Source organism: Pseudomonas sp. 3HC3 (assembly GCF_044904505.1).
In the GTDB taxonomy this organism is placed as follows: Bacteria; Pseudomonadota; Gammaproteobacteria; order Pseudomonadales; family Pseudomonadaceae; genus Aquipseudomonas; species Aquipseudomonas putida_Y.
Genome location: NZ_JADDRH010000024.1, coordinates 1 through 25,653, shown reverse-complemented (window position 1 = coordinate 25,653; position 25,653 = coordinate 1). Strand labels below are relative to the sequence as shown.

The following is a 25,653-nucleotide window of genomic DNA, read 5'->3' as shown; positions in this document are numbered from 1 at the left end:
GGGCGATCTCCTATCGGACAGTTCTGGTGAGGAACGCACGGACAGGCATCGCCGAGCCCCAGCGGGTGGCTGGGGCAACACTGACGGCCAATCCCGGACACCCCGCCGGTTGGTGAATGCAGGCCGGCAGGTCTCCTGACTGGTGCGTCATGGCCTGGCTCCGGCCTTCCCGGGCGGTAGGCCCAGTGGCATGGGTGGAGCAGGCTCGGCACCTACAGTTGCGGGGGCAGTTCCGTTTGGCCCGTATTCGCGGGCCTGGGATTCCCTGTTAGTTCCTTGGTGGAAACCGGCGGCCCGCATGGTAGACCATCGCGGCGCCGGGTGAAAACGCTTTTCAGAAGTACTTCAGCCAGCTGATGTCGCGGCGGCGCTGCTTCAGCCGGGCGAACCCGCGCACCGGCAGGTACAGCGAAACCGCCAGCAGCACCGCGCCCAGCCACACCGTTGCAATACTGTCGAAACCGAAGTAGTTGCCATGGTTGAGCCCCAATAGCGCCACGCTGGCCAGGTATAGCAGTTTCAGCACATACAGGTGCAGCAGGTAGAAGAACATTGGTGCCGCACCGAACACCGCTAGTGCCGTGATCCAGCGCGCCTGGCCGGCCCGCTCGAACGCGCGTAACAGCAGCAGGCCACAGCCCAGGGTCAGGGCCAGGAACAGAAGCGACGGTGGGTATTTGGTGATGTTGAAGAAGCTCATCAAGGTTTGCGTGAAGGTTGGATAACCGCTCCACGGCGCCTCACCGTAACCGTTGAACATGCGCAGCAGGGCAAAGCCAAGCAGCGCGAGCAAACCGGCTACCAGCAAGTGTTGCTGGCGTTGTCCGGCATCGCTGCCACGGGCGAACCAGGGCCCCAGGCCGTAACCCAGGGCGATGACGCCGATCCACGGCAGCACCGGGTAAGACGTGCGCAGGTGCAGGGTCTCGGAAAACGCCAGCCAGCCACGATCATGCAGGATTGCCCACGGCACATGCAGGGCTGACTCTGCGCCAAAGTGCACCCCATCGAGCAGGTTGTGGCCGGCGACGATGATGGCGCCCAGGGCGAGCAGCGCGGCGCGTGGCAGCCACACCAGCAGCGACAGGGCGATCATGCTGACGCCGATGGCCCAGATCACTTGCAGGTAGATCACGCTGGGGGGCAGCTGGAAGGTCCAGGCGAAGTTGACCAGGGTGAACTCCAGCACCACCAGGAACAGCCCGCGTTTGAACAGGAACGCCGAGACGTCGCCACGGCCCTGATACTTCTCGCCATACAGCCAGGCCGACAGGCCGGTCAGCAGGACGAACACCGGCGCACACAAGTGGGCGAGGGTGCGGCTGAAGAAAAGCGCCGGTTCCGTGGTGTCGATGGCCATGGGGTCGCTGACCTGGTGGTGCAGGAAGAAAGTCTCGCGGACGTGGTCCAGGAGCATGAACAGGATCACCAGGCCGCGCAGGGCATCGATGCTCTGCAGGCGCTGGGTGATCAGCGTGGGCGTGGCGCTGGCACTTGTCATGGGCTGTCTAATAGGAATGGATTTCATGTGAAACGTTATCGTATAACAAGGCGATGAAAGGGAATAGAGGTTTTTGTGTGGCCTGTGCCGGGCTCTTCGCGGCACAAGCCACCCAGATCAGAAGCTGTAATCCACCGTCGCGAAGTACGACCGCGGCATCCCCATCAACCACTGCTGCCCGCTGAACGCCGACTGCACATACTCGCGATCGAACAGGTTGTTCAACTGCACCCCCAGCTTCACGTCCGGCAACACCTGCCAGGCGATGTTGGCATCGACCACGGTGTAGCCGGGGGCGTTGTGGTTATTGGCGGTATCGGCATAACGCTCATCCACATAACGCGCCCCCAAGCCGGCCTCTACCTGCTGGCCGAAGCCTTTGCTCAACCAAAGGTTGGCGGTACGCCGTGGCACGTTGGCCGGCCGGTTGCCTGCGCGGTCCTGTGGCAGGCCGCCGACCATTTCGTCGAAGTCGTCGTACTTGGCGCGTACCAGCGATGCGTTGGCCGACACCTGCCACTGATGGGCCAGGGCCAGCTCCAGCGTCGCTTCCAGGCCATCGGAGGTCTGCTGCCCGGCTTGTTGCTTCTCGTGCGTGATCGGGTCGTCGACCAGCAGCTTTTTCTTGACGATGTGGTAGGCGGCAAGCGTCCATTCGCCACGCCCCTCCCAAAAGCGCTGCTTGATGCCGGCCTCGGTCTGCTTCGCCTCGGTCAGGTCATAGTGCATCTGCGCGGGGCTGAGGCTGATGAGGTTGTTGACCCCGTCCTCGCTGGTTGAGTACTGGCCGTACAACGACAGGTCGTCGTTGAGTGCATACACCAGCCCCACGCGCCAGTTGCCACCTTGCAGGCTACGATCGCTGCGGCTGTCGTTGGTCAAGTTGTTGCGGTCGATGTGGTTCTGGTCGCGACGCACGCCGGTAACCAGCGACAGGCGATCGCTCAATTGCAGGCGGTTTTCGGCAAACAGGGCAAAGGTATGGGTGGTCGAGAGCGTTTGCGGCCGCAACGGCGAGGCGCTATGGAACCCGCCGGGCTGTGGCTGCCACGGGTCGACGTAGTCGCCGCCGATATCGTTGTAGGGTGAATTGCTGTCGACGTTGAAGCGCACCTTGTTGTACTCGGCACCGAGCACAGTCTTGCTGGCCAGGCCGAAGAGGGTGTGGTCGAAGGTGAAGGTCTGGCGGTCGCCGAACTGCTCCTGGTTGTGCTTGATCTCCAGGTAGCTGCCGCGCAGCAGTTGCTGACGCTCTGCGTCCCAGCTGTAGTCCTCGGCGTTGCGCCAGTGGCGGCGGCTTTTGATGTAGTACAGCTGGTTGCTGGCGCTGATCTGGTCGTTCAGCGCCCAGTCGGTTGTCAGCCGGGTCCATTCATCAACGTACTGCTGCACGTCGTTCTGTACGTTGTAGTTCTTTTTGCGCAGGCTGCTGCGGTAGTGGCCGTCGATCAGCGGGGTGCCATAGTAGTTGGCAGGTTGTGCATCGCCGCGGTCATGGGCCAGCGTGAAGCTGAGGTCATCACTGGCATCGAAACGCAGCGCGGCGCTCATGGCCAGGCTACGTGAAGCGGTGCGGTCGACCCAGCCATTGCCGGTCTGTTGGTTCAGCGTCAGGCGGTAGCTCAGGCGCTCGCTGAGGCTGCCGCCGCTGTCCAGGCCGATCTGCTGGCGGTCCCACGAGCCGTAACCCAGGCGCAGGTGGTTGCGCACTTCGCCGGCAAAAGGTTTTTTCGGGATCACGTTGATCACCGCGCCGGTGGCGCCTTCGCCATGCAGTACCGAGGCCGGGCCGCGAATCACCTCGATGCGTTCGACCATCCACGGGTCGACCGGGAAGGTCTGGGTGCCGGCACCGGTGTACAGGCGCGCGCCGTCGAACAGGGTCATCACCGAACTGTGGCCGGCAAAGCCGCGGGCAGACAGGCCTGTACCGCCGTCCCCCGGTGAGCCGACGAAGGTAATGCCCGGCGAGCGGGTCACTGCATCCTGCACTGTGATGTTGTTGCGCTGCTGAATCTGCCGTTCGCTGATACTGCTGGTGCTGGCCGGCGTCTCCAGGGCACTGAGGCCAAGGCGCGAGCCGGCCTGGGTCGGCGTGGCCAGGTCGATGGTGCGGCTGTCGAGGGTGTCGGTGATGGCCGTGGAAGGCAGGGCCAGAGGCTGCGGGTCGCGGTCATCAGCCAGCGCCGGCAGGGTGACGGCCAGGCAGGCCGCCAGAGGGTGAAGCTTGAACATACGGGACATGTCGTTCCACTGCTGCAGGAATGAATGGATCCCGGTGGAAAACACGCAAAGGCGAACCATGCAGGCAGGCGCGCGCACGGATTCCGGCCTGCGCCCGCCCACCGCGGGTTGCCAAGTGAAGCTCCAGGCCGGTCTCCGGGCTTGCGAGGGGCATGAAACCTTCACCTTCCCATGCCTGAGCACAGTGGTATCTCGAAGGGTTCGCTCGCTTACCGTTGCGGGGGCAGCACCGGACTTGTCGTGGGCAACACGACGCACCGGTTTCCCGTTTCACCCTGCGCGCGGCGGCGCAGGGCACCTGAAACTGGCGCGCATCTGACCACTGAAATGCTGGGGCGTCAAATGTGGGTGTGCTGTGAATGTCGCGAAAAAATCAGGTTTTGAGTTTGAAGGCAGGCTTGCCTGTACAGGCTAGCGCCCGCGGCGTCGCGATACCCGTGCCTCGATGTTCTTGCGCCCGATCAGCAGCGGCGGCTTCTCCACCACCGGCTCATCCGCCAGCCACTTGTACATCACCAGGCAGTCCACCAGCCCCAGGCGGGCATGACGGTAGGCCTTGGGCAAACGGCCGACTGTTTCAAAACCCAGCTTGTGCCATAGCGCCACGGCCACTTCGTTGCTGGCTACCACCGAGTTGAACTGCAATGCCAGAAAGCCTTCCTGGCGCGCCAGCTTTTGCGAGTGCTCGCACATCAAGCGCGCCACGCCCCGGCCGCGTGCCTGTGCGCAGACCATGTAGCCGCAATTGCCCACATGCGCACCAGGCCCGGCAGCATTGGCCTTGAGGTAATACGAACCCAGTAGCTCGCCATCTTCTTCGGCCAGCAGCGTGTGCAAGGGCAACTCCAGCCACAGCTGGCGGGCCTGCGCGAAGCTCAGGGCCGGGTCGAAAGCGTAGGTTTCACGGGCTTGGACAATGGCCTGGAGGGTAGGCCAGAAACGATCAAAATCGTCCGGCATCATGGGGCGAATGTGGATCATGCGGGTTCCTGCGCGGGGTGAGCCGCCCAGTCTGGGTGGCGCGGCGCCGTCGCGCAAGGGCGACGACGCCGTTTGTGCTCAACCGTTGGCCTTGCCCACCGCGTCCATTGCGCGGGCCGAGTACACCAGCGCGGCACCGGCGTTCATGGCCACGGCCACGCCGAGGGCCTCGGCAATTTCCTCGCGGCTGGCACCCTCTTTGACGGCTTGCTGCGAATGCACGGCGATACAGCCGTCGCAGCGGGTGGTCACAGCCACGGCCAAGGAGATCAGCTCGCGGGTCTTGGCATCCAGGTGGTTGGTTTTGGCGCCTGCACCGCTGGCGGTCATGTAGCCGGCTACGGTGTCGGGTGAGAGTTGCTTGAGATCGCCGATGCCGGCCATCAACTGCTTACGGTAGGCGTCCCAGTCCATCATGCTCATCGTCTTCACCTTGGGGTGGTTGCGAGTGGAGCTTTCAGGCTAGTCGAAGCGTGGCACGTGCGAGGCGGTACTTTGGTTGGTAAACGCAGGTCACTCGTACAGTGGCCTGCGTTGAGCCTTCAGATGTAGATGAACACCAGCACCAACGCCGCGACCACTGCCCATTTTTCCAGGTAGTAGCGCATGCGGTTGCGCTTTTTCAGCGCCTTGCCACGCTCGCGGATCTTGTAGATGCGGGTGAACAGGCGGTTGATGCCACCGGTCTTGTCGCTGGCGTCGTTGGGCGCAGCGGCAGCGGCCATCACGTTGCGGCTGAACCAGCGGTTGAACGCAGTTGCCCAGCGGTACTTGAGCGGGCGTTCGACGTCGCAGAACAGGATGATGCGGTTGTGCTCGGTGGTGTTGGCCGCATAGTGGATGTAGGTTTCGTCGAAGATGACCCCCTCACCATCGCGCCATGCGTATTTCTCGCCGTCCACGTCGATGTAGCAGCCGTCGTCATTCGGTGTGTCCAGGCCCAGGTGGTAGCGGTACGAGCCGGCATACGGGTCACGGTGGCGCACCAGCTTGGCACCGGGTGGCAGAGTGGCGAACATGGCCGCCTTGACCGTGCCGATGCCTTGCAGCAGCTCGGTCGTGCGTGGGCAAAGGGCCATTGCCGACGGGTGGCTTTCGCCATACCACTTCAGGTAAAAGCGCTTCCAGCCGGTCTTGAAGAAGGAGTTGAAACCGACGTCATCGTAATTGTCGGACTTCTTGATTTCACCCACGTGCAGCAACTGGCGGCCTTCCTCGCGGATCTCCTGCCAGTGGTCCTGCAGCGGTTTCAGTTCTGGAAAGGCCTCGACCGGCAGGTAAGGCTTGGCCGGGTGTTTGGAGAACAGGTACAGGAAGCTGTTGATCGGGGCCAGGAAGCTGGAGTGGTCGCCCAGCTGGCGAGTCAGCTTGTGGCGAACCCGACCGCGCAGGTGAACATAGGCGATCGAGAGGACGAAGATGAGTACGAGTGCAATTTTCATGGACGTTTACTGGTCGAAGAATGGCCATGCGCCATGGCATGAGCCCGCCAGCATAAACAATCATGGGGGTAGTTTGTACTGATTGTTACGAAACTGTGGGGCGACATTGGTGTAATACCCTACAGTCTTGCGCAAACGTTTCATGTCAGGGAGTTGGTATGGTTCAGGATATACGCCCCAGTGGTAGCCCGTTCAAGCGGCTGTTCTTTGCCTTGCCGGTCAGCGACGCCCAGCGCCGTGACCTGGCCCAGTGGCGGCGAGGGCTGAACCTGCGCAGCGGCAAACCGGTGCCGGCAGCCAACTTCCACGTCACGCTGCTGTTCCTCGGTGAGGTGGACACCGCGCAGGTGCCTGCAATTTGCGCGGCGGTCGACCAACTGGCGCTGCCAGCCTCGGCGCCGCGGCTGTTGCTCGACCGTTTGCAGGTGTGGCAGCGGGCCAGCGCCCTGGTGCTGGAGGCGCAGCAGGTACCGCCGCCCCTGTTGCAACTGGTGTACGGTTTGCAGCAGGCGCTGCTGCCGTTGGGGGTGGAAGCGGCCAAGCGGGAGTATCGACCGCACCTGACGCTGTCCAGGGATTACCGCGGGCAGCCGCCCGAGGCCAGCAGCTCACCGGAGTTTTACCTCACCGCACGACACTTCACGCTTTACGAGTCGCGCAAGGGGGCTTATTGGCCATTGGCGCAGTGGCCGCTGGCGGACTGACGTGCAGGGGCCGTTCAGATCAGGCGATCACACTGGCAGGCTCTGGTAAGGCAGTTCATCCCCCGGGCTACGTTCGAACTGGCGCTTGTACTCGCGACTGAACTGCGAGGTGCTCTGATAGCCCACCCTGTGCGCAGCCTGTGCCACGCCCAGGCCTTCGCCAATCAGCATCTGCTGCGCCTTGAGTAGCCGCAAGCGCTTCAGGTACTGCATCGGCGCCATGTCGGTGCAGCGCTTGAAATGTTCGTGGAAGGTGGAAACGCTCATGTTGGCGCGCGTAGCCAGTGCCTCCACGCTCAGCGGCTCGCTGTAGTGCTCGCGCAGGTGGGCGAGGGCGGCGCCGATGCGGGCGAAGTGCCCCTGTTGCTCCACCAGTGCCCGCAGCACACCGGCCTGCGGGCCGCGCAGGGCGGTGTACAGCACTTCGCGGACACGCCCCGGTCCCAGCACTTTGGCGTCCAGCGGGTCGTGCAGGCAGCGCAGCAGCCGTTCCACGCTTTCGCGCATGGGCGCATCGAGTGCCGCCGATGTCATTGACTGCGGGGTTTGCGCCTGCACTTCAGCGTCCGGTGCCAGGCCCATGCTCTGCACCAACTCGCCCAGCACGCCACGGTCGATGCCCACCGCCACACCCAACAACGGCGCCTCGCGGGTGGCAAAGGTTTCACACATGAACGGCACCGACAACGCCTGCACCAGGTAATGCCCTGCACCGTACTCCAGCGTACGCGGCCCCAGGCGCGCCAGTTTGCTGCCCTGGGCCAGGATCATGAGGCTGGGTTCGTAGATCTGCGGGCTGCTGGCCACATAGTGGTCCCAGCTCAGCACCTGCACCTGGGGCAGGTGCGTGGGCACAAAGCCTGGGCGCGTTGCGAGGCTGCGGATCAGTGCGCAAAGCGGCGCATTGGCATCGACGTGACGGGTCAGTTGCATGGTGGACCAAGGGCAGAGAATCAGACACCTTGATCATCGCAGATTGAGGGCGTGGCGCCAGCTACGGGTTGGCATCTTCGTAGAATCAGGCATGCATGCCGGAGAATCAGCCGTGGGCGAGGCGGCAAACGGCGCGCAGAATGCGTCGCCTGAATCGTTTCACTTCACTGCGAGGCCCTGCATGTATACCGCCATCGGTTACGCCGCTCAAACCCCCACCAGCCCTCTGGCCCCCATGACGTTCCAACGCCGCAGCCCGCGCCCGGACGACGTCGCCATCGACATCCTGTACTGCGGCGTGTGCCACTCCGACATCCACCAGGCGCGCAACGAATGGGGCATTGCCGTGTACCCGCTGATGCCGGGCCACGAGATCATCGGCCGGGTCACGGCGGTGGGCGACAAGGTCACCGCGTACAACGTCGGTGACCTTGTGGGCGTTGGCTGCATGGTCGACTCGTGCCGTACCTGTGAAGCCTGCGCCAAGGACCTGGAGCAATACTGCCTGGAAGGCCCGACCATGACCTACGCCACCCCGGACCGGGTCGATGGCAGCAACACCATGGGGGGGTATTCCAGCAGCATCGTGGTCAGCGAGCACTTCGTGGTGCGCATACCGGCCGGCATGGACCTGCCCAGCGCTGCGCCTATCCTGTGCGCCGGCATCACCACCTATTCGCCGCTCAAGCACCACGGCGTTGGCCCGGGCCACAAGATCGGCATCCTCGGCATGGGCGGCCTGGGCCACATGGGCATCAAACTGGCCAAGGCCATGGGTGCGGAAGTGACCCTGTTCACGCGCTCTCAGGCCAAGGCCGAGGAAGCGCGCCGCCAGGGGGCCGACCATGTGATCGTCTCCACCGATGCCGAGCAGATGCGCGCCGCTGCCGGCCGTTTCGATTTCCTGCTCGACACCATTCCGGTGCAGCACGACCTCAACCCGTACCTGGAAACCCTGAAGTTTGACGGCGTGCACATCTTGGTCGGCCTGATCGAACCGATCGACCCGGCATTGCATGCGGCCAACCTGGTGATGAAGCGCCGGGTGCTGGCGGGGTCGTTGATCGGGGGGATTGCCGAGACTCAGGAAGTGCTGGACTTCTGCGCCGAGCACGACATCCGCTGCGATATCGAGATGCTGGATATCCGCAACATCAACCAGGCCTATGAGCGGATGATTGCCGGTGATGTGAAGTACCGGTTCGTGATCGACATGGCCACGTTACAGGGCTGATTGATCGGTTGCCTGTACGGGCCTCTTCGCTGGCAAGCCCGCTCCTGCAGAGGGGTGATGCAGGGCTTGCCCGCGGTGGGGGCGGTACAGGCAGCAACGATGCAGCTGTTTTACCAGGCCATCGGCTTGTCCCACCCCTTCCAGAACAACCATCGCCGCACCTCACCGTGCGCCCCGGTACCGATCTGCCACTCGGGCCGCCCGCTATCCAGCGCAATCACCGAAATAACCCCCGCATGGCTCGCCGCTACCAGTGTTTGCCCGTCGGCGCTGATATCCATCGCACTGATGGTCGATCCCAGGTAATGCTGCCAATGCTCCTTACCCTCTTCGCCAAACGCCCGCAGGTAGCCATAGGCATCACCCACAATGTACTCGCCATCGCGCGCTACCCCCGCATACACCCTTGCGCCATCCTGCACCAGCGGGGTACGCGGGTCCTGGCTGTAGTAATCGGTATCCAGCCCGTGCAGGTCTGCCACCCTCACGGCCAGCGTGGCACCGCTGTAGAAATGGCAGGCATTGACGATCAACTGGTCACCGGCGCGGTTGAACAAGGCAAAGTGTGGGTATTCGCTGCCCGGGCCGATGTGCGCCAGCGGCTTGAGCTGTTCGTCCAGAACAAGGTGCCGGCTGCCTTGCTCACCCACGACGATCAGCCGGCCATCCGCCGACACCGCACCATGCTCCATGCTCAGCCCCAGGCTGATATCGTCCGGGTCGGTGCCCTCGGCCAACTCATCGAGCACGCGTGCTTGCTGTGGCAGCAGGCGGGTCGCACCTTGGGTGGCCAGCACAAAGATACCTTCGGCACTCACCAGCAGCACGCGCTGGCCGTCGGGGAAGGGGATCAGCGCGGTCGGTGTGGGCGGCAGGTCGAACGGCTCGAACGGGTAACCTGGCGGCAACCCCTCCAGCCCCGTGGGCCAGGCCAGACGTTGCACCTGCGGGCCACCCCAGCCATCGGTCACACGTACGCCCTCGGCATTGGCCAGGGCGAAATAGCGCCGCGCCGGGCAGCGGCCAAAGTGTTCGACGCCGATGACCGGGGTTACCCCTTGGTGGTCTATACGCACCACCTGGCCCTTGTCGTAAGGCATGCCGATACGTGCCAGCAGGCTGCCATCTTCCAGCAGCAGGACACTGCCGATGCCTTGGCCGTGCGCTTCGAGCAACGGTACCAAGGGCTGGTGCGCGGGTGGCCAGGCCTCACGGAATGCCTGGCGCTGCAGTTCGTCGACGTCAGGGTGGTTGGCTGCCTGCAGGGCTGTCAGCCAGGCGTCGAGCAGGTGTTCGGTGGCGGGTGCCTGCGGCTCTTCGAGGTTGTCCCAACCGTGCGCACGGCCCTGCGCGACGTAGTCGTTGACGGCCTGGGCATAGGCGATGACTGCCTGCTGCCACTGCTGCTGGGGGTGCTGCTTGTCCATGAGCGGATCGGGCTCCTTGTTGCACACGCGTTTCACACAAAGCGTGCATGGTACTCCTTCTGCCTGCCCTGCGGTTGTGAGGCCCCAGCTTGACGCGTACCATGCCGGGCATTCCTATCCATAACAAAACGTACGTTGGCACCCCTGCAAGCGGGTCGCTGGCGTGCGACTTGTTGCGTTGCCTGCGGAGAAGCAGTTTCCACCCATGAACGAACCCATCCCCACGCACCTGCCGCCCACTACAGGCAGCGGCAGCTGGCTGAGCGTCATCGCCCTGGCCTTGGCGGCCTTCATTTTCAACACCACCGAGTTCGTCCCGGTGGCGCTGCTCAGTGACATTGGCCGCAGCTTCGACATGAGCACCGCCCAGGTCGGCCTGATGCTGACCATCTATGCCTGGGTCGTGGCACTGGCCTCGTTGCCCATGATGTTGCTGACCCGCAACATCGAACGGCGGCGTCTGCTGCTGTTCGTGTTCCTGGTGTTCATTGTCAGCCACTTGCTGTCGTGGCTTTCGCAGAGCTTCGCCATGCTGCTGGTCAGCCGTATCGGCATTGCCCTGGCGCATGCGGTGTTCTGGTCCATCACTGCCTCGCTGGCGGTGCGTGTGGCGCCGCCGGGCCAGCAGGCCAAGGCGCTCGGCCTGCTGGCCACCGGTACTACCCTGGCCATGGTCCTGGGCATCCCGCTGGGCCGCGTGGTGGGCGAGGCACTGGGCTGGCGCATCACGTTCTTGAGCATCGCCGGGGTAGCGCTTGCCACCATGCTGTGCCTGATGAAATCGCTGCCGCTGCTGCCCAGCCAGAACTCCGGTTCGTTGCGCAGCCTGCCGGTCCTGTTCAAGCGCCCGGCACTGGTCATTACCTACTTGCTGGTGACACTGGTCATTACCGCGCAGTTCACGGCCTACAGCTACATCGAACCGTTCGCCCTGCACGTAGCGCAGATCGGCGGCGACCGTACCACGCTGTTGCTGCTGTTGTTCGGCGGTGCCGGGGTTTTTGGTTCGTTGTTGTTCAGCCGCTACAGCGACCGCTTCCCGCATGGCTTTCTGGTGGGGTCGATCGGGTTGCTCGCCGCGTGCTTGTTGCTGATGTTGCCGCTGTCGGGCAACTTCCATGTGTTCGCAGTGCTGAGCATGTTCTGGGGCGTGGCGATTCTCAGCTTCAGCCTGTCGCTGCAGTCCAGGACCCTGAAGCTGGCGTCCGACGCCACCGATGTGGCCATGGCGCTGTTCTCGGGTATCTACAACATCGGCATTGGCGGTGGTGCGCTGCTGGGCAGTATCGTCAGCAGCCAGATGAATGTGGCGCATATCGGCCTGGTGGGCGGTAGCGTGGCAGTGGTCGGGCTGGTACTGGCCGTTGCCAGTACCCGGCGCTTTCGCGAGGCGCTGACTCGCTGAGCCGAGCCGTTCAGGCCACTTGCAAGCCAAGTAGCGACTCAGGCCAATACTGCAGCCCATGCCGATATCAACAAAACCCCCGCCAACACCTGGTTGAACACCCGCAACCGCCCCGGTGCCTGCAGCCACCGGGCGCTCCCCACCCCCAACAGCGCCCACGTTGCCATGCTCGGCAGAGCGATCAGCAAAAACACCAGCGCCAACTGCCACACTGGCAACGACGGCGCGGCAAATACCCCGACCACCGCCACGGCCATCAACCACACCTTGGGGTTCACCACCTGCAACGAGGCCGCGCTGAGCGCACTGAAGCCTGGCGCCGTGGTCGCGTGGAGCGGGGCGGCGGCGCTGCGCAGCATCTTCCACGCCAGGCTGCTCAGCCACAGCACCCCGGCCCAGCTCATCAGCTGTTGCGCCAGGGGGTAGCGCAGCAGCAGTTCGCCCAGCCCCAGCCCGACGAGCAGCACAATGGCTGCAGCCGCGCCACACGCCGCCACGATCGGCGCCAGGCTTGCGCGCAGGCCCCGGCGGGCGCCATGGGCCAGGATCAACAGGTTGGTCGGCCCCGGGCTGATGCTGGATACCAGGGCAAACAGAATGAAGGGCAACAACGACTGCGACATGGTTCAGGGCTCCGTAACATTGAAGCACCATGCTCGCTGCCTGCCGGCACTCAGTCTGGAAGGTTTGAGCAGCGCCTGCGGTAGTCAGCCGGGGTCAACTGGTAGGCGCGGCGGAACCAGCGGCCCAGGTGGCTCTGGTCGGCAAAGCCCAACGCCACGGCCACTTCGGCAGGTGTCTGACCTTGGGCAAGCAGGCGCCGCGCGCGGGCCAGGCGCAGTTGGATCAGGTAGGCATGGGGTGCAATGCCGAACGCTGCCTTGAACGCACGGGTCAGGCGAAAGCGGTCGATGCCGCAGGCCTGGGCCAGGTCTTCCAGGCCGATGTCGCGCTCCAGGTTGGCGTGCAGGAAGTCCCGGGCACGCTGTGCGGTCAGCGGCAGGCGCGGGTCGGGGTTGATGCGGCGGCGCCAGTGCAAGTGGCGGGTCAGGCAGGCCAGCAAATCGTCCATGGCCGTTTGCCTGACGATGCGCAAGTCCTGGTCATGCACGGCCTGGAAGGCCAGGGCGGTGGCTCGCGTCAGGCGTTCGTCATGGCACAGGGTGTCGGCAAAGCTGGGCAGGCTGTCGCCTGGCGCGTGCTCGTACAGCGCGCGCAGCTGTTGGTCGAGCCAGGCGGGCTCCAGGTACAGCGTCGAATAGGTGAAGCCTTCTTCGGTGGGCGCCAGGCCATCGTGGATGTCGCCAGGCTCAAGTAAAAACACCTGCCCCGGCGTGCTGCGGTGGCGCACCCGGCGGCAGTTGAACTGCTGCACGCCCTGCTCGGTCACGCCGACCAGGAAGCTGTCGTGCCAGTGGGGGTCATAGGCATGCCCGACAAAATGCGCCCGGACCGACTCGATGCCGGTGTCGGCGTCTTGTTTGAAGTCGATCCAGTTGCTCATGGACGTGTACCGTGGGGTAAATCGCTACCTTAGCGCAACGCCCCCGGCTCAGTCTGGAACGATTGTGCAGCCGTTGGTCAGTGCCCGGGCGCGCAGGGCCTCGAAGCGTTCGCGCAGCCACAGGTGCAATTGCGTCACGGCAGGCGTGAGTTGCTTGCGATGAGGGCAAACCAACGTGAGCGGGGTAGACTCGCCGAGCAATTCGGGCAGGACGATTTCCAGTTCCCCGGCCGCAATATTGGCGCTGACATCCAGCCACGACTTGTAGACGATACCTTCCCCCTGGATGGCCAGGCGGCGGATGACGTCGGCATCGTCACTGACCAGCGGCCCACGCACCTGCACCGTGCGATTACCCAACTGCCACTTGTCGTACACCCGGCTGTGCTGCATGTACAGCAGGCAGGCATGCTGCTGCAGCGCGTCGGGGGTGAGTGGGCGGCCGTGGCGGGCCAGGTAGTCGGGCGAGGCCACCAGCACTCGGCGGTTCCATTCGGCCAGCGGCAGGGCGATGTAGTTGGCATCCTGATTGAGGCCATAGCGGATGGCCACATCCACAGGGTCGCGGTTGAGGTCGGCCATCTGGTCGGACAGAAAGAAGCGCAGTTGCAATGCCGGGTGGTCGCGGCGGAAAGCGCTGAGCCAGGGCAGCAGCATGTTGCGGCCCATGTCGGAAGGGGCCGACACCTGCAGGGTGCCGCGCAGGCTATTGGGGTTGCCATGCAGATCTTCATGGCCCTGGCGCAGGCTTTCCAGCACATTCAGCGCGGTTGGCAGGTAGCGCTCGCCCTCGGCGGTCAGGCGCAGGCTGCGGGTGGTGCGGGCGAACAGGCGTACATCCAGGTCGCGTTCCAGGCGTTTGATCGCGGCAGCCACCTGGCCCGGCAGCAGGCCTGCTTCATGGGCGGCGGCAGTGAAGCTCCCCAGCACGCTGCTGCGGGCAAACAGTTCGAGGTCGGTGATGCGCAGCATTTTCATTCCAGGGATGAAAGTGTTGTTACATTGTGCCGCTTTTTCTTTTTTGCTGGAAAGATAAGATGCGCGGCACATCCACTGTTCATTCCGGAGTTGTCGCATGGATACCGTATCGCTGGCCAAGCGCCGTTACACCACCAAAGCTTACGATGCCTCACGCCGCATTCCCCAGGCCACTGTCGACGCCCTGCTCGAACAACTGCGCCACAGCCCGTCGTCGGTCAATTCCCAGCCCTGGCATTTCATCGTCGCCGACACGGCCGAAGGCAAGGCCCGCCTGGCCAAGAGCACGGCGGAGGGTTATGCCTACAACACGCAGAAGCTTCTCGACGCCTCGCATGTGATCGTGTTCTGCACCCGTACCGAAATGACTGAAGAACACTTGAACGCCGTGCTCGATCAAGAGGCTGCCGATGGCCGTTTCCGTGATGAGCAAGCGCGCGCCGGGCAAAACCAGAGCCGACGTCACTATGTCAACCTGCACCGCTTCGACCAGAAGGACGTGCAGCACTGGATGGAAAAGCAGACTTACCTGGCGTTGGGTACTGCCTTGCTGGGTGCGGCGGCGCATGGGCTGGATGCCACGCCGATCGAGGGCTTCGACAGCAAGGTACTGGATGCCGAACTGGGCTTGCGTGAGCGTGGCTTTACCAGCGTGGTGATCCTGAGCCTGGGTTACCGCAGCGAGGCGGACTTCAATGCCGGGCTGAACAAGTCGCGGTTGCCGGCATCGCAAGTCTTCACCTTCCTGTGAGGTTTCCGGGGCCGCGCTGCGGCCCTGGCAATGCTGGCGGTAAACCTGGCAAAGCCCTGGCTTCGACCGCCCAACCCGGCAAACTGGCAATGACCCGGCATATACCGCATACTTGTCGGCAAATGCCGAGATGGAGCGTGCCATGCTTGCCGAAGTGCTTCGCGACAACGGTTACCACAAGTACCGGGCGCGCCTGCAGGCGCTGCTGGACATTCCCGAGCTTGCCAGCGACTTCGAAATTCACACCCGCATCACCGATGGGTTTGCCGCCACCTGGTTGGTAAAGCTGACCGAACGCGGTGTGCTCACGCCGGTGGAGCGCGACCAGATCATTCCGCTGCGCACCCTCAAATCCCGTATCGAGCGTGACCAACCGCTGACCGTGGATGAGAGCGATCGGTTGTTCCGCTCGGCCCACATCACCGCCATGGCCGAGGCCGTGTTCGGTGAAGCGGGCAAGGCCAAGCGCTGGCTGTCCAAGCCCAAGGAACGCTTCTCGGGGCTGACGCCGATGCAGATGCTCACCACCCAGCAAGGCACCACTCAGGTCGAAGAAATGCTGCTGCAGATTGCCGAGGGCTATGGCCTGTGATTTTGTGGCGAATCAGCGCCTATGCAGACTTGAGCGGTACGGGGGGCTTGCGCGTAAGCGGCCGCTGGCACCAGGCGGGTCGGCCGGTGGTGTATGCCGCCACCAGCCCTCCCGGGGCGATGCTGGAAGTGTTGGTGCATCTGGAGATCGACCCCGAGGATTTCCCTACCACCATGCGCTTGCTTCGCATCGAACTGCCTGACACGGTTTCCCAGGCGCAGTTGCCCGCTTTGCAGCCCGGCTGGTCCGCCCAGCCTGAGTTGACCCGTACGCTGGGCAATCGCTTTCTGGATGACTGTTCGGCATTGCTGCTGCCGGTGCCAAGCGCGATCATGCCCAGCACCACCAATTACCTGTTCAACCCACGGCACCCACAGGCGCAGAGCGCGAAAATCCTGGTTGAGGATTTCACGCCGGACAGCCGCCTGTTCTAGGGCGTGGTCACCACAGTGCTGCCGATGCTGACGCCAGCACCCGGCCAAACACTTCGAGCGCCTTGTCCACGTCAGCCTCGGTGCTGAAACGGCCGATGCTCAAGCGCACACTGTTGCGTGCCTGGTGTTCATCCAGCCCCAGTGCCAGCAGCACATGCGAGGCAGCGTTGCTCGCCGAGTTGCAGGCCGAGGTGGTCGACAAGGCCAGTTCGCTGGCCAGCGCCGTGCTGTTGAAGCCCTTGCTGTCGATGCACAGGTTCAAGGTATGGGGAATGCGTTGCTTGGCGCAGCCGTTCAGGGTAATGCCGGGCATGGCCAGCAGGCCTGTGCGCAGGCGTCTTGCCAGTTGCTCGAGGCGCTGGTGTTCGCTGTCGCCAGGTTGGCCGGCCAAGGCAAAGGCGCTGCCCATGCCCGCTATCTGGTGGGTCGCCAGGGTGCCGGAACGCAGGCCCTGCTCATGACCGCCGCCGTGCATCTGCGCACGCATCAGCGCGCGGGCGCGCGGCCCTACATACAGCGCACCGATGCCTTTTGGCCCGTAGACCTTGTGCGCCGAAAAAGACATCAGGTCCACGGCCATTGTATGCAGGTCGATAGCCAGCTTGCCTACGGCCTGCGCTGCATCCACGTGCAGCAGGGCACCGTGGGCACGCACCTGCTCGCCGATCGCGGCAAAATCGGTGACCGTGCCCAGTTCGTTGTTGACCGCCATCAGCGATACCAGGCGGGTGTCAGCACGCAACGCTGCCTGTACGCTTGCGGGCTGGATCAGGCCGGCGGCATCCGCTGCCAGGCGGGTAACGGCCCAGCCCTGGCGTTCCAGTTCGGCCACGGTGTCAAGCACGGCCTTGTGTTCCAGCTGGCTGGTGATCAGGTGTCCGGGCTGGCCGATGCCTTGGGCAATACCCTTGAGCGCCAGGTTGTTGGACTCGGTAGCCCCCGATGTCCACACCAGATGCTCGGATTGCGCACCGATGCACTCGGCCACTTGCTGGCGGGCCTGCTCTACGGCGTGACCTGCAGCTTGGCCGTAGGCGTGGCCGCTGGAGGCCGGATTGCCGAAGTTGGCTTGGCTTCCCAGGCAGGCGAGCATGGTTTCGATGACCCGGTCGTCGACCGGGGTTGTGGCAGCGTAATCGAAGTAGAGTGGGGCGCTAGGCATTGAGGCGGGTCCGTGTCAGTGGCCGTGAAATCGGCAATCATTGACGTAAGCGTACCCGCCAGCAGCGCGATATTTTTCACTTCCTCTGGTTCGATTCTCGATGCTTATAGAAAAATGTTCTCCGCCTAAGACATTGCATGGAATTTTCTACTTTTTTGGGTGAGGTGCCATGAATGGTTCCTCGCCAGCCTTTTCAGGCGGACTCCAGCGCCTTCTCTTCCTCGGCCACCACGCGCTCGCACAACTCGGTGATCTGCTCGCGCATCCAGCGGTTGGCCGGGTCCTGGTCGGTGCTTTCATGCCAGTACAGGTGCGTTTCCAGTGCAGGCACCTCCACCGGCAGCGCCTGATAACGCAACTGATGGCGACGGGCGAAGCGCTCGGGAACCGTCATCGCCATGTCGGTCTGCTGCAACACCTGCGACGCCATGAGGTAGTGTTGCGAACGCAGGGCGACCTTGCGTTGCACACCCATCTTGCCCAGCGCCAGGTCGACGTAACCCAGGCCGTTGCGCCGGCTGGAGATATGGATATGGGTCATGCCCAGGTAGCTGTCGAGGGTCAGCTTGCTGTCGGCCAGCGGGTGGCCCTGGCGCAGGGCGCAGACATAGCGGTCCTGCATCAGTTTGATGTGGCGCACCTGCGGGTCGGTGTTCAGTGGCGCGTCGATGGCAAAGTCCAGGCGGCCGGCGGCGAGTTCCTTGGTGGTCTCGCGGCGCTTGCACAGGAAGCTCTCGATCATTACCGCCGGCGCCAGGCGGCGCAGGCGCTGGAACAGCGGCGGCAAGATGACCGCCTCGGTCAGGTCGGTCATGCTGATGCGGAAGGTCTTGTTGGCCTGCTGCGGGTTGAACGTGCGGCTTTCCTGCACCGAGGTCCGCAGTAGCGCCAGGGCGTTGCGCACCGGGCCGATGATGTTCTGCGCCATGGGTGTGGGCACCATGCCTTGCGCGGTGCGCACGAACAGCGGGTCATTGAAGGTTTCGCGCAGGCGCGACAGGGCATTGGACACTGCCGGCTGAGTAATGCCAACGATCTGCCCGGCGCGGGTCAGGTTGGCTTCGGTGTAGATCGCATCGAACACGATGAACAGGTTGAGGTCGACCTTGCTGAGGTTCATGGGCGCCGCTCTTTGTTGGAGTTATCGGTCGATCATATATCGGTTATGAATGTTTATACACGCGGAAAATAGACTAGGTGGATGGAGCAATGCTGCTCTAGGCTCTGCCCCAAGTACTCCGAACTGTGAAGGTAGCCCTAATGGATTTCGCCTATTCACCCAAGGTCCAGGCACTGCGCGAGCGTGTCACTGCGTTCATGGACGCCCATGTCTACCCTGCCGAAGCCGTGTTCGAGCGCCAGGTCGCCGAAGGTGACCGCTGGCAGCCCACTGCAATCATGGAGGAGCTCAAGGCCAAGGCCCGCGCCGAAGGGCTGTGGAACCTGTTCTTGCCAGAGTCGGAATACGGCGCCGGCCTGAGCAACCTGGAGTACGCACCGCTTGCAGAGATCATGGGCCGCTCGTTGCTCGGGCCGGAGCCGTTCAACTGCTCGGCGCCGGACACCGGCAACATGGAAGTGCTGGTGCGCTATGGCAGCGAGGCACAGAAACGCCAGTGGCTGGAGCCGTTGCTGCGCGGCGAGATCCGCTCGGCGTTTGCCATGACCGAACCGGACGTGGCCTCCTCGGACGCCACCAACATGGCTGCTACCGCCATACGTGACGGTGACGAGTGGGTGATCAACGGCCGCAAGTGGTGGACTTCCGGCGCCTGCGACCCGCGCTGCAAGGTCATGATCTTCATGGGCCTGTCTGACCCTGAAGGGCCACGCCACCAGCAGCATTCCATGGTGCTGGTGCCTACCGACACGCCGGGCGTGAAGATTGTCCGCCCGCTGCCGGTGTTCGGTTATGACGATGCGCCCCATGGTCATGCCGAAGTCCTTTTCGAGAATGTGCGGGTGCCGTACGAAAACGTGATCCTTGGCGAAGGCCGCGGCTTCGAAATTGCCCAGGGCCGACTGGGCCCAGGCCGTATCCACCACTGCATGCGCTCGATCGGCATGGCCGAGCGCGCGCTGGAGCTGATGTGCAAGCGCTCGGTGGAGCGTACTGCCTTTGGTCGGCCACTGGCACGCTTGGGCGGCAACGTCGACAAGATTGCCGACTCGCGCATGGAAATCGACATGGCCCGGCTGCTGACGCTCAAAGCGGCTTACATGATGGACACCGTCGGCAACAAGGTGGCCCGTAGCGAGATCGCCCAGATCAAGGTGGTGGCGCCGAACGTGGCATTGAACGTGATCGACCGGGCTATCCAGCTACATGGCGGGGCAGGGGTAAGCGGCGATTTCCCGCTGGCCTACATGTATGCCATGCAGCGCACCCTGCGCCTGGCTGACGGGCCGGATGAAGTTCACCGGGCGGCGATTGGCAAATACGAAATTGGCAAGTATGTGCCGGTGGAGATGTTGCGTAGCGGGCGGTGAACGCGTCAGCCTGCGCCGGCCCATTCGCGATCAAACCCGCGCCTGCAGTGATTGCGCAAAGTCCTGCAACTTGTAGGACGTATCTGAATTTTGGCTGAGGCCACTTGAATCTCCCTTGCTGGTGATAGGTTTCCAACCTGGATCAAGTACAGGGAGTTCATATATGCGCGTCAATCTAGAGGGGAAAGGTCAGGCGGTAGATGGCGATGTCACCACAACGGATGCTGTCTGTATTGCGACGGGGGCCGGCTATCTAGACGAAGGCCGAATGGTGCTCCGTGAAGGCGACCACACCACGCCATGCCCTCTTTGTGGGCAGGCGGGAACTGTCGCCGAAGGTGTGGATCACTTTATTTCAGATGGCCAGCGGGTGGCTATGGATGGTGCGTTGGTTGTCTGTGGCTGTTCGCCGGGCACCAACCGGGTAGTCGCGCCCTTGTATGAGGCTCCGCCGTCCATGCACTCCATTGCAGGGCGTGCCAATACCCACGCTGCCGAGCTGTCACCCACCTTCAACCCCGAGCGCTTCTCCCAACCGGTAATAGGTGCACTGCCTGGTTCGCTGGAGCCTGGTTTCTACGTGGTTCCACGACGCATGTCGTTTCCCCAGATACTGCTTCAACTGGCCGGACACGATTCCACGTTGCCGGTCTCACGGTTACAGCGGCTCAACCCCACGTATGCGCAAGGGTTCAAAGCTGGGGAAATCTTCGTTATCGGTGATCCTGACAATGGAAATGCCTGCACGCGCGAAGAGGGAGAGCTTATGGCGGCTGCGCAGCATGCGCGGCGTGCGCTGGAGGCACTCGACTACGTCGAAGCGGATTTCATGATGCAGCACCAGGCCGAAATCGCCGGCTTGCTCAGCAACGCCAGTCTGTCCATGGGCGTGGGCAAGGACATGCTGGATCAAGGCTTGAAACAAGTAAGCAATACCTTGACCAGCATCGAGCAATTGCACCAGCGTGAGTTCATGCACCATGGCCATTTGAATAGTCCGGGTTTCTTCGCCGAGCGCAGGCGGTTGTTGCAGCAACTGGATGGCCAGTTGAAAGCGGCGTTGCTTAATAAGCAACTGAATCTGGGGAGCTATGAGCGGCTGAAGAAGAGCTTGAATATCTCTACCAAGAGCCTGGTGCACCATTGGTCGAAAGCGGGCGGACCGGGGCAGATTCCGGGGTATGCGACACATCTTGAGAAGGTGGCGCGGTTAAGTAAGTACCTTCAATACGGAGGGTATGCAGCGATTGGGCTGGGCGGGACCTCGTCTTATCTGAAAGTAAAAGAAGTCTGTCGGGCCGGGGAGACTCGTGCTTGTCGAAAGGTTCGGTTTACTGAAGCGGGAAATTTTGTAGGGGTCTAACGGGAGGGTTGGTAGGCGCCTCTGGTGGAGGTGCTGCAGCAGCTGCGTTATGCGGTATTTTTGCGGTGGGTACCGGTGGGTACCGGTGGGTTTGGTGCAGTGTGCGGGATTGCGATCGTTGGCGCCGCCTCTTCTGCAGGCGCTATTGGTATTGGCGCCCTCGGAGAGCAAACCGGTGAACTCCTTCATGAGGTGACTGATGATTGACTTTGACAATTGGTCCCCATTGTTGCAAATAGGATTCCTGATTGCGCCTTTCGTTCTGGGCCTTGCGGGGATCGCTATCAATGTGAAAATTGCTTTGTCGAGTGATTTTGATGTCGCCCTTTCAGCGATCACGAGCAACCCCTATCTTGAGCAGATGAAACCCGTATGGGGCGGACGAAACCTAAGGCATCGATGCCTACTGATGAGTACAGTAAGCGCTTTGGTCACATTCCCTAGGTTACATTCACGCCTCGGATGGTTGAACGAAGCTGAGCTTGACAATTTTCCCCCAAAGTTGAGGCGAGATATGGGAGCAGCCCTTTGGTTGATCTTGATTGCCTCACTTTGGGGAGCGGTTGGTTACTTCATCATCAAGCAATGATTGCAACTCAGACCCGTAACTGTGGGTCATTCTTTTTTTGCCCCGTTGTTTTCTTATCGTTAGCTGCTTTTTCTATCGTCTTGTCGTCTTTATTCAACGTCTGCCCCCGCGTCTTGATCAACGAAATCACCACCCCACCCAGCAACAACCCGAATGTCACGCCCAGCGACAGCAGCGCCGGCACCTTGCCCACCATGCCGTGGTAGAAAATCTTGCAGCCAATGAAGATCAACACCAGCGCCAGTGCGTACTTGAGGTAAACGAACCGGTGCATCAGCGCCGCCAGCGCGAAATACAGCGAGCGCAGGCCGAGGATGGCGAAGATGTTGGAGGTGTAGACGATGAACGGGTCCTGGGTGATGGCGAAGATCGCCGGCACGCTGTCGACGGCAAACACCAGGTCGGCCAGTTCGATCAGTACCAGCGCCAGAAACAGCGGGGTGGCATAACGCAGCGCCTTGCTGTGCCCGGGCGGGGTTTGGCGTACGAAGAAGTGCGAGCCATGGATCTGGTCGGTAACCCGCATGTGCCGCCGCACGAACTTGAGGATCGGGTTGTTGGCCAGGTCCGGGCGGCTGTCTTCCTTCGACAGCGCCATCTTCACCCCGGTAAACAGCAGGAAGGCACCGAAGATGTACAGCACCCAGGCAAAGTTCTGTACCAGCGCCGCGCCCACGCCGATCATGATGGCCCGCAGGAACACCACGCCCAGGATGCCCCAGAACAGCACGCGGTGCTGGTAGCGACGGGGGATGGCGAAGTAGCTGAAGATCATTGCCATGACGAACACGTTGTCCATCGACAGCGACTGTTCGACCAGGAAGCCGGTGTAGAACTCCAGCGCAGACTGCGCACCCAACTGGTACCAGACCCCCGCGCCGAACAGCACACCGACACTGAAATAGCCCGAATACAGCAGCAGGCTCTCGCGCATTTCAATTTCCCGGTCGTGGCGGTGCAGCATGCCCAGGTCGAGCACCAGCAAACCGATGACGATGGCCATGAACACCAGCCACAACCAGGCGCTGGTCCCGAGGACAGGTGTTGTGAGGAATGCTTGCAGAGCTGTCATGAGTCCCTCCTTGAATGTCGACGTTGCATGGCAACAGTGATCCGACATGGCGGCTTGGCAGCCGTCAGAGGGGCCCGGTATCACATGAGCTTGAGCCTAGACCCGTTTGCCAGTGGTGCCGAATGGGTAGCTGTTACATTTCTTTGCCAGTGCAGCGCTCAAGCCCGCAATCCTTTGCTCAGCCCTTTCCCTTCTATTAAATAACCCCGGTTATAGCCAAAACCAATCGAAAGCATGAGCTTTGCCAATGAGCCTTCCGCGGGATGATTAGTTAGGATTCTATCCATCAACTGATTCCAACCCCATGAAGGAGCGTCTCTCATGCCAATCATCAACAGCCAGGTCAAACCCTTCAACGCCACCGCCTACCACAAAGGCGAGTTCGTTCAGGTCAGCGAAGCCGATCTGAAAGGCAAGTGGTCTGTCGTATTCTTCTACCCGGCCGACTTCACCTTCGTTTGCCCGACCGAGCTGGGTGACCTTGCTGACAACTACGCCGAGTTCCAGAAGCTGGGCGTGGAAATCTACGGTGTTTCCACCGATACCCACTTCACTCACAAAGCCTGGCACGACACTTCCGACACCATCGGCAAGATCCAATACCCGCTGATCGGTGACCCGACTCACGTCATTTCGCGCAACTTCGACGTGCTGATCGAAGAAGCCGGCCTGGCCGACCGCGGTACCTTCGTGATCAACCCGGAAGGCCAGATCAAGATTGTCGAACTGAACGACGGTGGTGTAGGCCGTGATGCTGCCGAACTGCTGCGTAAGGTCAAGGCTGCCCAGTACGTTGCCGCTCACCCAGGCGAAGTGTGCCCGGCCAAGTGGAAAGAAGGCGAAGCCACTCTGGCGCCGTCGCTGGACCTCGTAGGCAAGATCTAAGGTCATGCCCATAACGCGGGCGGTAAGCAGCCGCCAAAGCTGAAATACCCACCGCCCCGTCAAACGCCCGGGCGACCTCGCCTGGGCGTTTTTGTATCCGAGTTTTGAAAAAGGAATCGCCCGTATGTTGGACGCCACGCTTAAATCGCAACTGAAAACCTACCTGGAGCGGGTCACCCAGCCGATCGAGATCGTTGCCTCCCTCGACGACGGCGCGAAGTCCCGCGAATTGCACGACCTGCTGGTGGAAATTGCCGGCCTGTCGAACCTCATTACCTTCAGCGCGGAGGGTACCGATGCCCGTCGCCCTTCGTTCTCGCTGAACCGCCCGGGTGCCGATATCAGCCTGCGCTTCGCCGGCATCCCCATGGGCCACGAGTTCACCTCGTTGGTGCTGGCGCTGCTGCAAGTCGGCGGCCATCCGTCAAAGGCCAGTGCCGAAGTGATCGAGCAGATCCAGGCCCTGGAAGGCGAATTCAACTTCGAAACCTACTTCTCGCTGTCGTGCCAGAACTGCCCGGACGTCGTCCAGGCACTGAACCTGATGGCGGTACTCAACCCCAACGTGCGCCATGTGGCTATCGACGGTGCGCTGTTCCAGGAAGAAGTGGAATCGCGCAAGATCATGGCGGTACCGAGTATCTACCTCAACGGTGAAGTGTTTGGTCAGGGCCGTATGGGCCTGGAAGAAATCATTGGCAAGATCGACACAAACGCCGGCGCCCGCCAGGCCGAGAAGATCAACGCCAAGGATGCCTTTGACGTGCTGGTTGTCGGCGGTGGCCCCGCTGGCGCCGCTGCTGCCATCTACGCTGCCCGCAAGGGCATCCGCACCGGTGTTGCTGCCGAGCGCTTCGGCGGCCAGGTGCTCGATACACTGGCCATCGAGAACTTCATCTCGGTGCAGGAAACCGAAGGACCGAAGCTGGCCACGGCGCTGGAAGAGCACGTCAAGCAGTACGACGTCGACATCATGAACCTGCAGCGCGGTGAAGCGCTGATTCCTGCTGCCGAGGGCGGTCTGCACGAAGTGCGTCTGGCGGGGGGCGCTTCGCTGAAGGCCAAGACTGTGATCCTGGCCACCGGCGCCCGCTGGCGCGAAATGAACGTGCCAGGTGAGCAGGAGTACCGCGGCCGCGGCGTGGCCTACTGCCCGCACTGTGACGGCCCGCTGTTCAAGGGTAAACGCGTGGCGGTGATTGGCGGCGGCAACTCGGGTGTGGAGGCGGCCATCGACCTGGCCGGTATCGTCGCCCAGGTGACGCTGATCGAGTTCGACAGCCAGCTGCGTGCCGATGCGGTGTTGCAACGCAAGCTGCACAGCCTGCCGAACGTTAACGTGATCACCAGCGCGCTGACCACCGAGGTGCTGGGCAATGGCGAGAAGGTGACCGGCCTGCGCTACAAGGACCGCACCACGGATGAACAGCACGAAGTGGCACTGGAAGGCATCTTCGTGCAGATTGGCCTGTTGCCCAATACTGACTGGCTGAAGGGCACCGTCGAGCTGTCGCCGCGTGGCGAAATCATTGTCGACGCCAAGGGCCAGACCAGCATCCCCGGTGTGTTTGCCGCCGGTGACGTGACTACCGTGCCGTACAAGCAGATCGTCATTGCGGTGGGTGAGGGGGCCAAGGCATCGCTGGCGGCCTTTGACCACCTGATTCGGACTTCGGCACCGGCGTAAGCCTGTACCGGCCGCTTCGCCGCTAAAGCCGCTCTCGCAGGACTGCGCAGTTGTTGAAACTGTGAAGATCCCCGTAGGAGCGGGTTTACCCGCGAAGAGGCCGGCCCTGCTGGCCAATTTCCACCCGCCGTTCACCGTTGCCGCCGCGACCGTATTCGCGGGTAAACCCGCTCCTATGTATGGACTCGCCCACACTGTCTAGCTGCTTTTTTGAACATAGGAACCCGGTTGCATCTATGTATCAGGCCTGTTCGAGGAAGCTTTTTGCTTCTGGC

Annotated in this window: 23 protein-coding genes, 1 pseudogene and 2 riboswitches; of the genes and pseudogenes, 11 read left to right on the top strand and 13 right to left on the bottom strand. The window is 62.4% G+C overall.

Annotation, left to right across the window (positions count from 1 at the left end; translation table 11 throughout):
- Nucleotides 1-107: 107 nt before the first annotated feature.
- Nucleotides 108-306, bottom strand: a riboswitch (cobalamin riboswitch).
- Between the two features lie 28 nt (nucleotides 307-334).
- The 5 genes from INQ47_RS22995 to lpxO all read right to left on the bottom strand — a co-directional run bounded on the left by INQ47_RS22995 (nucleotide 335) and on the right by lpxO (nucleotide 6,168).
- Entirely contained in the window at nucleotides 335-1,501 is a 1,167-nt protein-coding gene (locus INQ47_RS22995; RefSeq protein ID WP_404702668.1) for a DUF1624 domain-containing protein, read from the bottom strand.
- A gap of 117 nt (nucleotides 1,502-1,618) precedes the next feature.
- On the bottom strand, nucleotides 1,619-3,745 hold the full coding sequence (locus tag INQ47_RS22990) for a TonB-dependent receptor (RefSeq protein ID WP_404702667.1): 2,127 nt from the start codon (nucleotides 3,743-3,745) through the stop codon (nucleotides 1,619-1,621).
- 108 nt (nucleotides 3,746-3,853) lie between these two features.
- Nucleotides 3,854-4,062: riboswitch (cobalamin riboswitch) on the bottom strand.
- Between the two features lie 94 nt (nucleotides 4,063-4,156).
- Nucleotides 4,157-4,726, bottom strand: coding sequence for a GNAT family N-acetyltransferase (locus INQ47_RS22985; RefSeq protein WP_404702666.1), 570 nt, complete (start codon nucleotides 4,724-4,726; stop codon nucleotides 4,157-4,159).
- A gap of 78 nt (nucleotides 4,727-4,804) precedes the next feature.
- Nucleotides 4,805-5,149 (bottom strand): carboxymuconolactone decarboxylase family protein, encoded by a 345-nt coding sequence (locus tag INQ47_RS22980; RefSeq protein WP_101196548.1) that lies wholly within the window; start codon nucleotides 5,147-5,149, stop codon nucleotides 4,805-4,807.
- A 119-nt stretch (nucleotides 5,150-5,268) separates the two neighbouring features.
- Nucleotides 5,269-6,168, bottom strand: a complete 900-nt coding sequence (gene lpxO / locus INQ47_RS22975; protein ID WP_021782806.1) for a lipid A hydroxylase LpxO — start codon at nucleotides 6,166-6,168, stop codon at nucleotides 5,269-5,271.
- A 158-nt stretch (nucleotides 6,169-6,326) separates the two neighbouring features.
- On the opposite strand from lpxO, the gene thpR reads away from it, so the two are divergent.
- Nucleotides 6,327-6,872: an RNA 2',3'-cyclic phosphodiesterase gene (thpR, locus tag INQ47_RS22970; RefSeq protein ID WP_404702665.1), complete on the top strand. Its 546-nt coding sequence runs from the start codon at nucleotides 6,327-6,329 to the stop codon at nucleotides 6,870-6,872.
- A gap of 27 nt (nucleotides 6,873-6,899) precedes the next feature.
- On the opposite strand, the gene INQ47_RS22965 is transcribed toward thpR, so the two are convergent.
- Complete coding sequence (locus INQ47_RS22965) at nucleotides 6,900-7,805, bottom strand: AraC family transcriptional regulator N-terminal domain-containing protein (RefSeq protein ID WP_404702664.1); 906 nt, start codon at nucleotides 7,803-7,805, stop codon at nucleotides 6,900-6,902.
- 181 nt (nucleotides 7,806-7,986) lie between these two features.
- On the opposite strand from INQ47_RS22965, the gene calA reads away from it, so the two are divergent.
- Nucleotides 7,987-9,039: a vanillin reductase gene (gene calA / locus INQ47_RS22960; protein WP_404702663.1), complete on the top strand. Its 1,053-nt coding sequence runs from the start codon at nucleotides 7,987-7,989 to the stop codon at nucleotides 9,037-9,039.
- A 110-nt stretch (nucleotides 9,040-9,149) separates the two neighbouring features.
- On the opposite strand, the gene INQ47_RS22955 is transcribed toward calA, so the two are convergent.
- Nucleotides 9,150-10,466 (bottom strand): hypothetical protein, encoded by a 1,317-nt coding sequence (locus tag INQ47_RS22955; RefSeq protein WP_404702662.1) that lies wholly within the window; start codon nucleotides 10,464-10,466, stop codon nucleotides 9,150-9,152.
- Nucleotides 10,467-10,671: 205 nt separating this feature from the next.
- On the opposite strand from INQ47_RS22955, the gene INQ47_RS22950 reads away from it, so the two are divergent.
- Nucleotides 10,672-11,871 (top strand): sugar transporter, encoded by a 1,200-nt coding sequence (locus INQ47_RS22950; RefSeq protein ID WP_404702661.1) that lies wholly within the window; start codon nucleotides 10,672-10,674, stop codon nucleotides 11,869-11,871.
- Between the two features lie 38 nt (nucleotides 11,872-11,909).
- Here INQ47_RS22950 and INQ47_RS22945 read toward each other — a convergent pair whose 3' ends face one another.
- Genes INQ47_RS22945 through INQ47_RS22935 form a run of 3 tightly spaced genes read right to left on the bottom strand, consistent with a single transcriptional unit; the run spans nucleotide 11,910 to nucleotide 14,347 of the window.
- The gene (locus tag INQ47_RS22945; protein WP_404702660.1) at nucleotides 11,910-12,494 is read right to left on the bottom strand and encodes a LysE family translocator; all 585 of its coding nucleotides are present in this window, start codon (nucleotides 12,492-12,494) and stop codon (nucleotides 11,910-11,912) included.
- 50 nt (nucleotides 12,495-12,544) lie between these two features.
- Complete coding sequence (locus tag INQ47_RS22940; RefSeq protein ID WP_404702659.1) at nucleotides 12,545-13,375, bottom strand: AraC family ligand binding domain-containing protein; 831 nt, start codon at nucleotides 13,373-13,375, stop codon at nucleotides 12,545-12,547.
- A gap of 48 nt (nucleotides 13,376-13,423) precedes the next feature.
- The gene (locus INQ47_RS22935) at nucleotides 13,424-14,347 is read right to left on the bottom strand and encodes a LysR family transcriptional regulator (RefSeq protein ID WP_101196124.1); all 924 of its coding nucleotides are present in this window, start codon (nucleotides 14,345-14,347) and stop codon (nucleotides 13,424-13,426) included.
- Nucleotides 14,348-14,450: 103 nt separating this feature from the next.
- On the opposite strand from INQ47_RS22935, the gene INQ47_RS22930 reads away from it, so the two are divergent.
- From INQ47_RS22930 to INQ47_RS22920, 3 genes are all read left to right on the top strand, one after another.
- On the top strand, nucleotides 14,451-15,104 hold the full coding sequence (locus tag INQ47_RS22930; RefSeq protein ID WP_014591578.1) for an oxygen-insensitive NAD(P)H-dependent nitroreductase NfsB: 654 nt from the start codon (nucleotides 14,451-14,453) through the stop codon (nucleotides 15,102-15,104).
- Nucleotides 15,105-15,246: 142 nt separating this feature from the next.
- The gene (locus INQ47_RS22925) at nucleotides 15,247-15,696 is read left to right on the top strand and encodes an antitoxin Xre/MbcA/ParS toxin-binding domain-containing protein (RefSeq protein ID WP_252460572.1); all 450 of its coding nucleotides are present in this window, start codon (nucleotides 15,247-15,249) and stop codon (nucleotides 15,694-15,696) included.
- Nucleotides 15,693-16,130: an RES family NAD+ phosphorylase gene (locus tag INQ47_RS22920; RefSeq protein ID WP_209965002.1), complete on the top strand. Its 438-nt coding sequence runs from the start codon at nucleotides 15,693-15,695 to the stop codon at nucleotides 16,128-16,130. Before INQ47_RS22925 ends, INQ47_RS22920 begins: the two co-directional genes overlap by 4 nt.
- Nucleotides 16,131-16,137: 7 nt before the next feature.
- Here INQ47_RS22920 and INQ47_RS22915 read toward each other — a convergent pair whose 3' ends face one another.
- On the bottom strand, nucleotides 16,138-17,292 hold the full coding sequence (locus INQ47_RS22915) for a cysteine desulfurase family protein (RefSeq protein ID WP_404702658.1): 1,155 nt from the start codon (nucleotides 17,290-17,292) through the stop codon (nucleotides 16,138-16,140).
- Nucleotides 17,293-17,485: 193 nt separating this feature from the next.
- Nucleotides 17,486-18,412: a LysR family transcriptional regulator gene (locus INQ47_RS22910; RefSeq protein ID WP_252460575.1), complete on the bottom strand. Its 927-nt coding sequence runs from the start codon at nucleotides 18,410-18,412 to the stop codon at nucleotides 17,486-17,488.
- 140 nt (nucleotides 18,413-18,552) lie between these two features.
- Between INQ47_RS22910 and INQ47_RS22905 the strand changes: the two genes are divergently transcribed.
- From INQ47_RS22905 to INQ47_RS22895, 3 genes and pseudogenes are all read left to right on the top strand, one after another.
- The gene (locus INQ47_RS22905; protein WP_209965006.1) at nucleotides 18,553-19,782 is read left to right on the top strand and encodes an acyl-CoA dehydrogenase; all 1,230 of its coding nucleotides are present in this window, start codon (nucleotides 18,553-18,555) and stop codon (nucleotides 19,780-19,782) included.
- A 163-nt stretch (nucleotides 19,783-19,945) separates the two neighbouring features.
- Nucleotides 19,946-21,352: pseudogene (locus tag INQ47_RS22900) on the top strand (PAAR domain-containing protein).
- Complete coding sequence (locus INQ47_RS22895) at nucleotides 21,345-21,734, top strand: hypothetical protein (RefSeq protein ID WP_064492459.1); 390 nt, start codon at nucleotides 21,345-21,347, stop codon at nucleotides 21,732-21,734. Before INQ47_RS22900 ends, INQ47_RS22895 begins: the two are co-directional and overlap by 8 nt.
- 7 nt (nucleotides 21,735-21,741) lie before the next feature.
- Here INQ47_RS22895 and INQ47_RS22890 read toward each other — a convergent pair whose 3' ends face one another.
- Nucleotides 21,742-22,806: a TerC family protein gene (locus INQ47_RS22890; protein WP_404702657.1), complete on the bottom strand. Its 1,065-nt coding sequence runs from the start codon at nucleotides 22,804-22,806 to the stop codon at nucleotides 21,742-21,744.
- Nucleotides 22,807-23,127: 321 nt separating this feature from the next.
- Between INQ47_RS22890 and ahpC the strand changes: the two genes are divergently transcribed.
- Complete coding sequence (gene ahpC / locus INQ47_RS22885) at nucleotides 23,128-23,691, top strand: alkyl hydroperoxide reductase subunit C (RefSeq protein WP_004375926.1); 564 nt, start codon at nucleotides 23,128-23,130, stop codon at nucleotides 23,689-23,691.
- A 124-nt stretch (nucleotides 23,692-23,815) separates the two neighbouring features.
- Nucleotides 23,816-25,378, top strand: coding sequence for an alkyl hydroperoxide reductase subunit F (ahpF, locus tag INQ47_RS22880; RefSeq protein ID WP_209965013.1), 1,563 nt, complete (start codon nucleotides 23,816-23,818; stop codon nucleotides 25,376-25,378).
- Nucleotides 25,379-25,653 lie beyond the last annotated feature (275 nt).

What these genes read in the sequence shown, in the direction of transcription:
- INQ47_RS22995 (WP_404702668.1), bottom strand. Translation starts at nt 1,501, where the DNA reads ATGACAAGTGCCAGCGCCACGCCCACGCTGATCACCCAGCGCCTGCAG.
- INQ47_RS22990 (WP_404702667.1), bottom strand. Translation starts at nt 3,745, where the DNA reads ATGTCCCGTATGTTCAAGCTTCACCCTCTGGCGGCCTGCCTGGCCGTC.
- INQ47_RS22985 (WP_404702666.1), bottom strand. Translation starts at nt 4,726, where the DNA reads ATGATCCACATTCGCCCCATGATGCCGGACGATTTTGATCGTTTCTGG.
- INQ47_RS22980 (WP_101196548.1), bottom strand. Translation starts at nt 5,149, where the DNA reads ATGAGCATGATGGACTGGGACGCCTACCGTAAGCAGTTGATGGCCGGC.
- lpxO (WP_021782806.1), bottom strand. Translation starts at nt 6,168, where the DNA reads ATGAAAATTGCACTCGTACTCATCTTCGTCCTCTCGATCGCCTATGTT.
- thpR (WP_404702665.1), top strand. Translation starts at nt 6,327, where the DNA reads ATGGTTCAGGATATACGCCCCAGTGGTAGCCCGTTCAAGCGGCTGTTC.
- INQ47_RS22965 (WP_404702664.1), bottom strand. Translation starts at nt 7,805, where the DNA reads ATGCAACTGACCCGTCACGTCGATGCCAATGCGCCGCTTTGCGCACTG.
- calA (WP_404702663.1), top strand. Translation starts at nt 7,987, where the DNA reads ATGTATACCGCCATCGGTTACGCCGCTCAAACCCCCACCAGCCCTCTG.
- INQ47_RS22955 (WP_404702662.1), bottom strand. Translation starts at nt 10,466, where the DNA reads ATGGACAAGCAGCACCCCCAGCAGCAGTGGCAGCAGGCAGTCATCGCC.
- INQ47_RS22950 (WP_404702661.1), top strand. Translation starts at nt 10,672, where the DNA reads ATGAACGAACCCATCCCCACGCACCTGCCGCCCACTACAGGCAGCGGC.
- INQ47_RS22945 (WP_404702660.1), bottom strand. Translation starts at nt 12,494, where the DNA reads ATGTCGCAGTCGTTGTTGCCCTTCATTCTGTTTGCCCTGGTATCCAGC.
- INQ47_RS22940 (WP_404702659.1), bottom strand. Translation starts at nt 13,375, where the DNA reads ATGAGCAACTGGATCGACTTCAAACAAGACGCCGACACCGGCATCGAG.
- INQ47_RS22935 (WP_101196124.1), bottom strand. Translation starts at nt 14,347, where the DNA reads ATGCTGCGCATCACCGACCTCGAACTGTTTGCCCGCAGCAGCGTGCTG.
- INQ47_RS22930 (WP_014591578.1), top strand. Translation starts at nt 14,451, where the DNA reads ATGGATACCGTATCGCTGGCCAAGCGCCGTTACACCACCAAAGCTTAC.
- INQ47_RS22925 (WP_252460572.1), top strand. Translation starts at nt 15,247, where the DNA reads ATGCTTGCCGAAGTGCTTCGCGACAACGGTTACCACAAGTACCGGGCG.
- INQ47_RS22915 (WP_404702658.1), bottom strand. Translation starts at nt 17,292, where the DNA reads ATGCCTAGCGCCCCACTCTACTTCGATTACGCTGCCACAACCCCGGTC.
- INQ47_RS22910 (WP_252460575.1), bottom strand. Translation starts at nt 18,412, where the DNA reads ATGAACCTCAGCAAGGTCGACCTCAACCTGTTCATCGTGTTCGATGCG.
- INQ47_RS22905 (WP_209965006.1), top strand. Translation starts at nt 18,553, where the DNA reads ATGGATTTCGCCTATTCACCCAAGGTCCAGGCACTGCGCGAGCGTGTC.
- INQ47_RS22895 (WP_064492459.1), top strand. Translation starts at nt 21,345, where the DNA reads ATGATTGACTTTGACAATTGGTCCCCATTGTTGCAAATAGGATTCCTG.
- INQ47_RS22890 (WP_404702657.1), bottom strand. Translation starts at nt 22,806, where the DNA reads ATGACAGCTCTGCAAGCATTCCTCACAACACCTGTCCTCGGGACCAGC.
- ahpC (WP_004375926.1), top strand. Translation starts at nt 23,128, where the DNA reads ATGCCAATCATCAACAGCCAGGTCAAACCCTTCAACGCCACCGCCTAC.
- ahpF (WP_209965013.1), top strand. Translation starts at nt 23,816, where the DNA reads ATGTTGGACGCCACGCTTAAATCGCAACTGAAAACCTACCTGGAGCGG.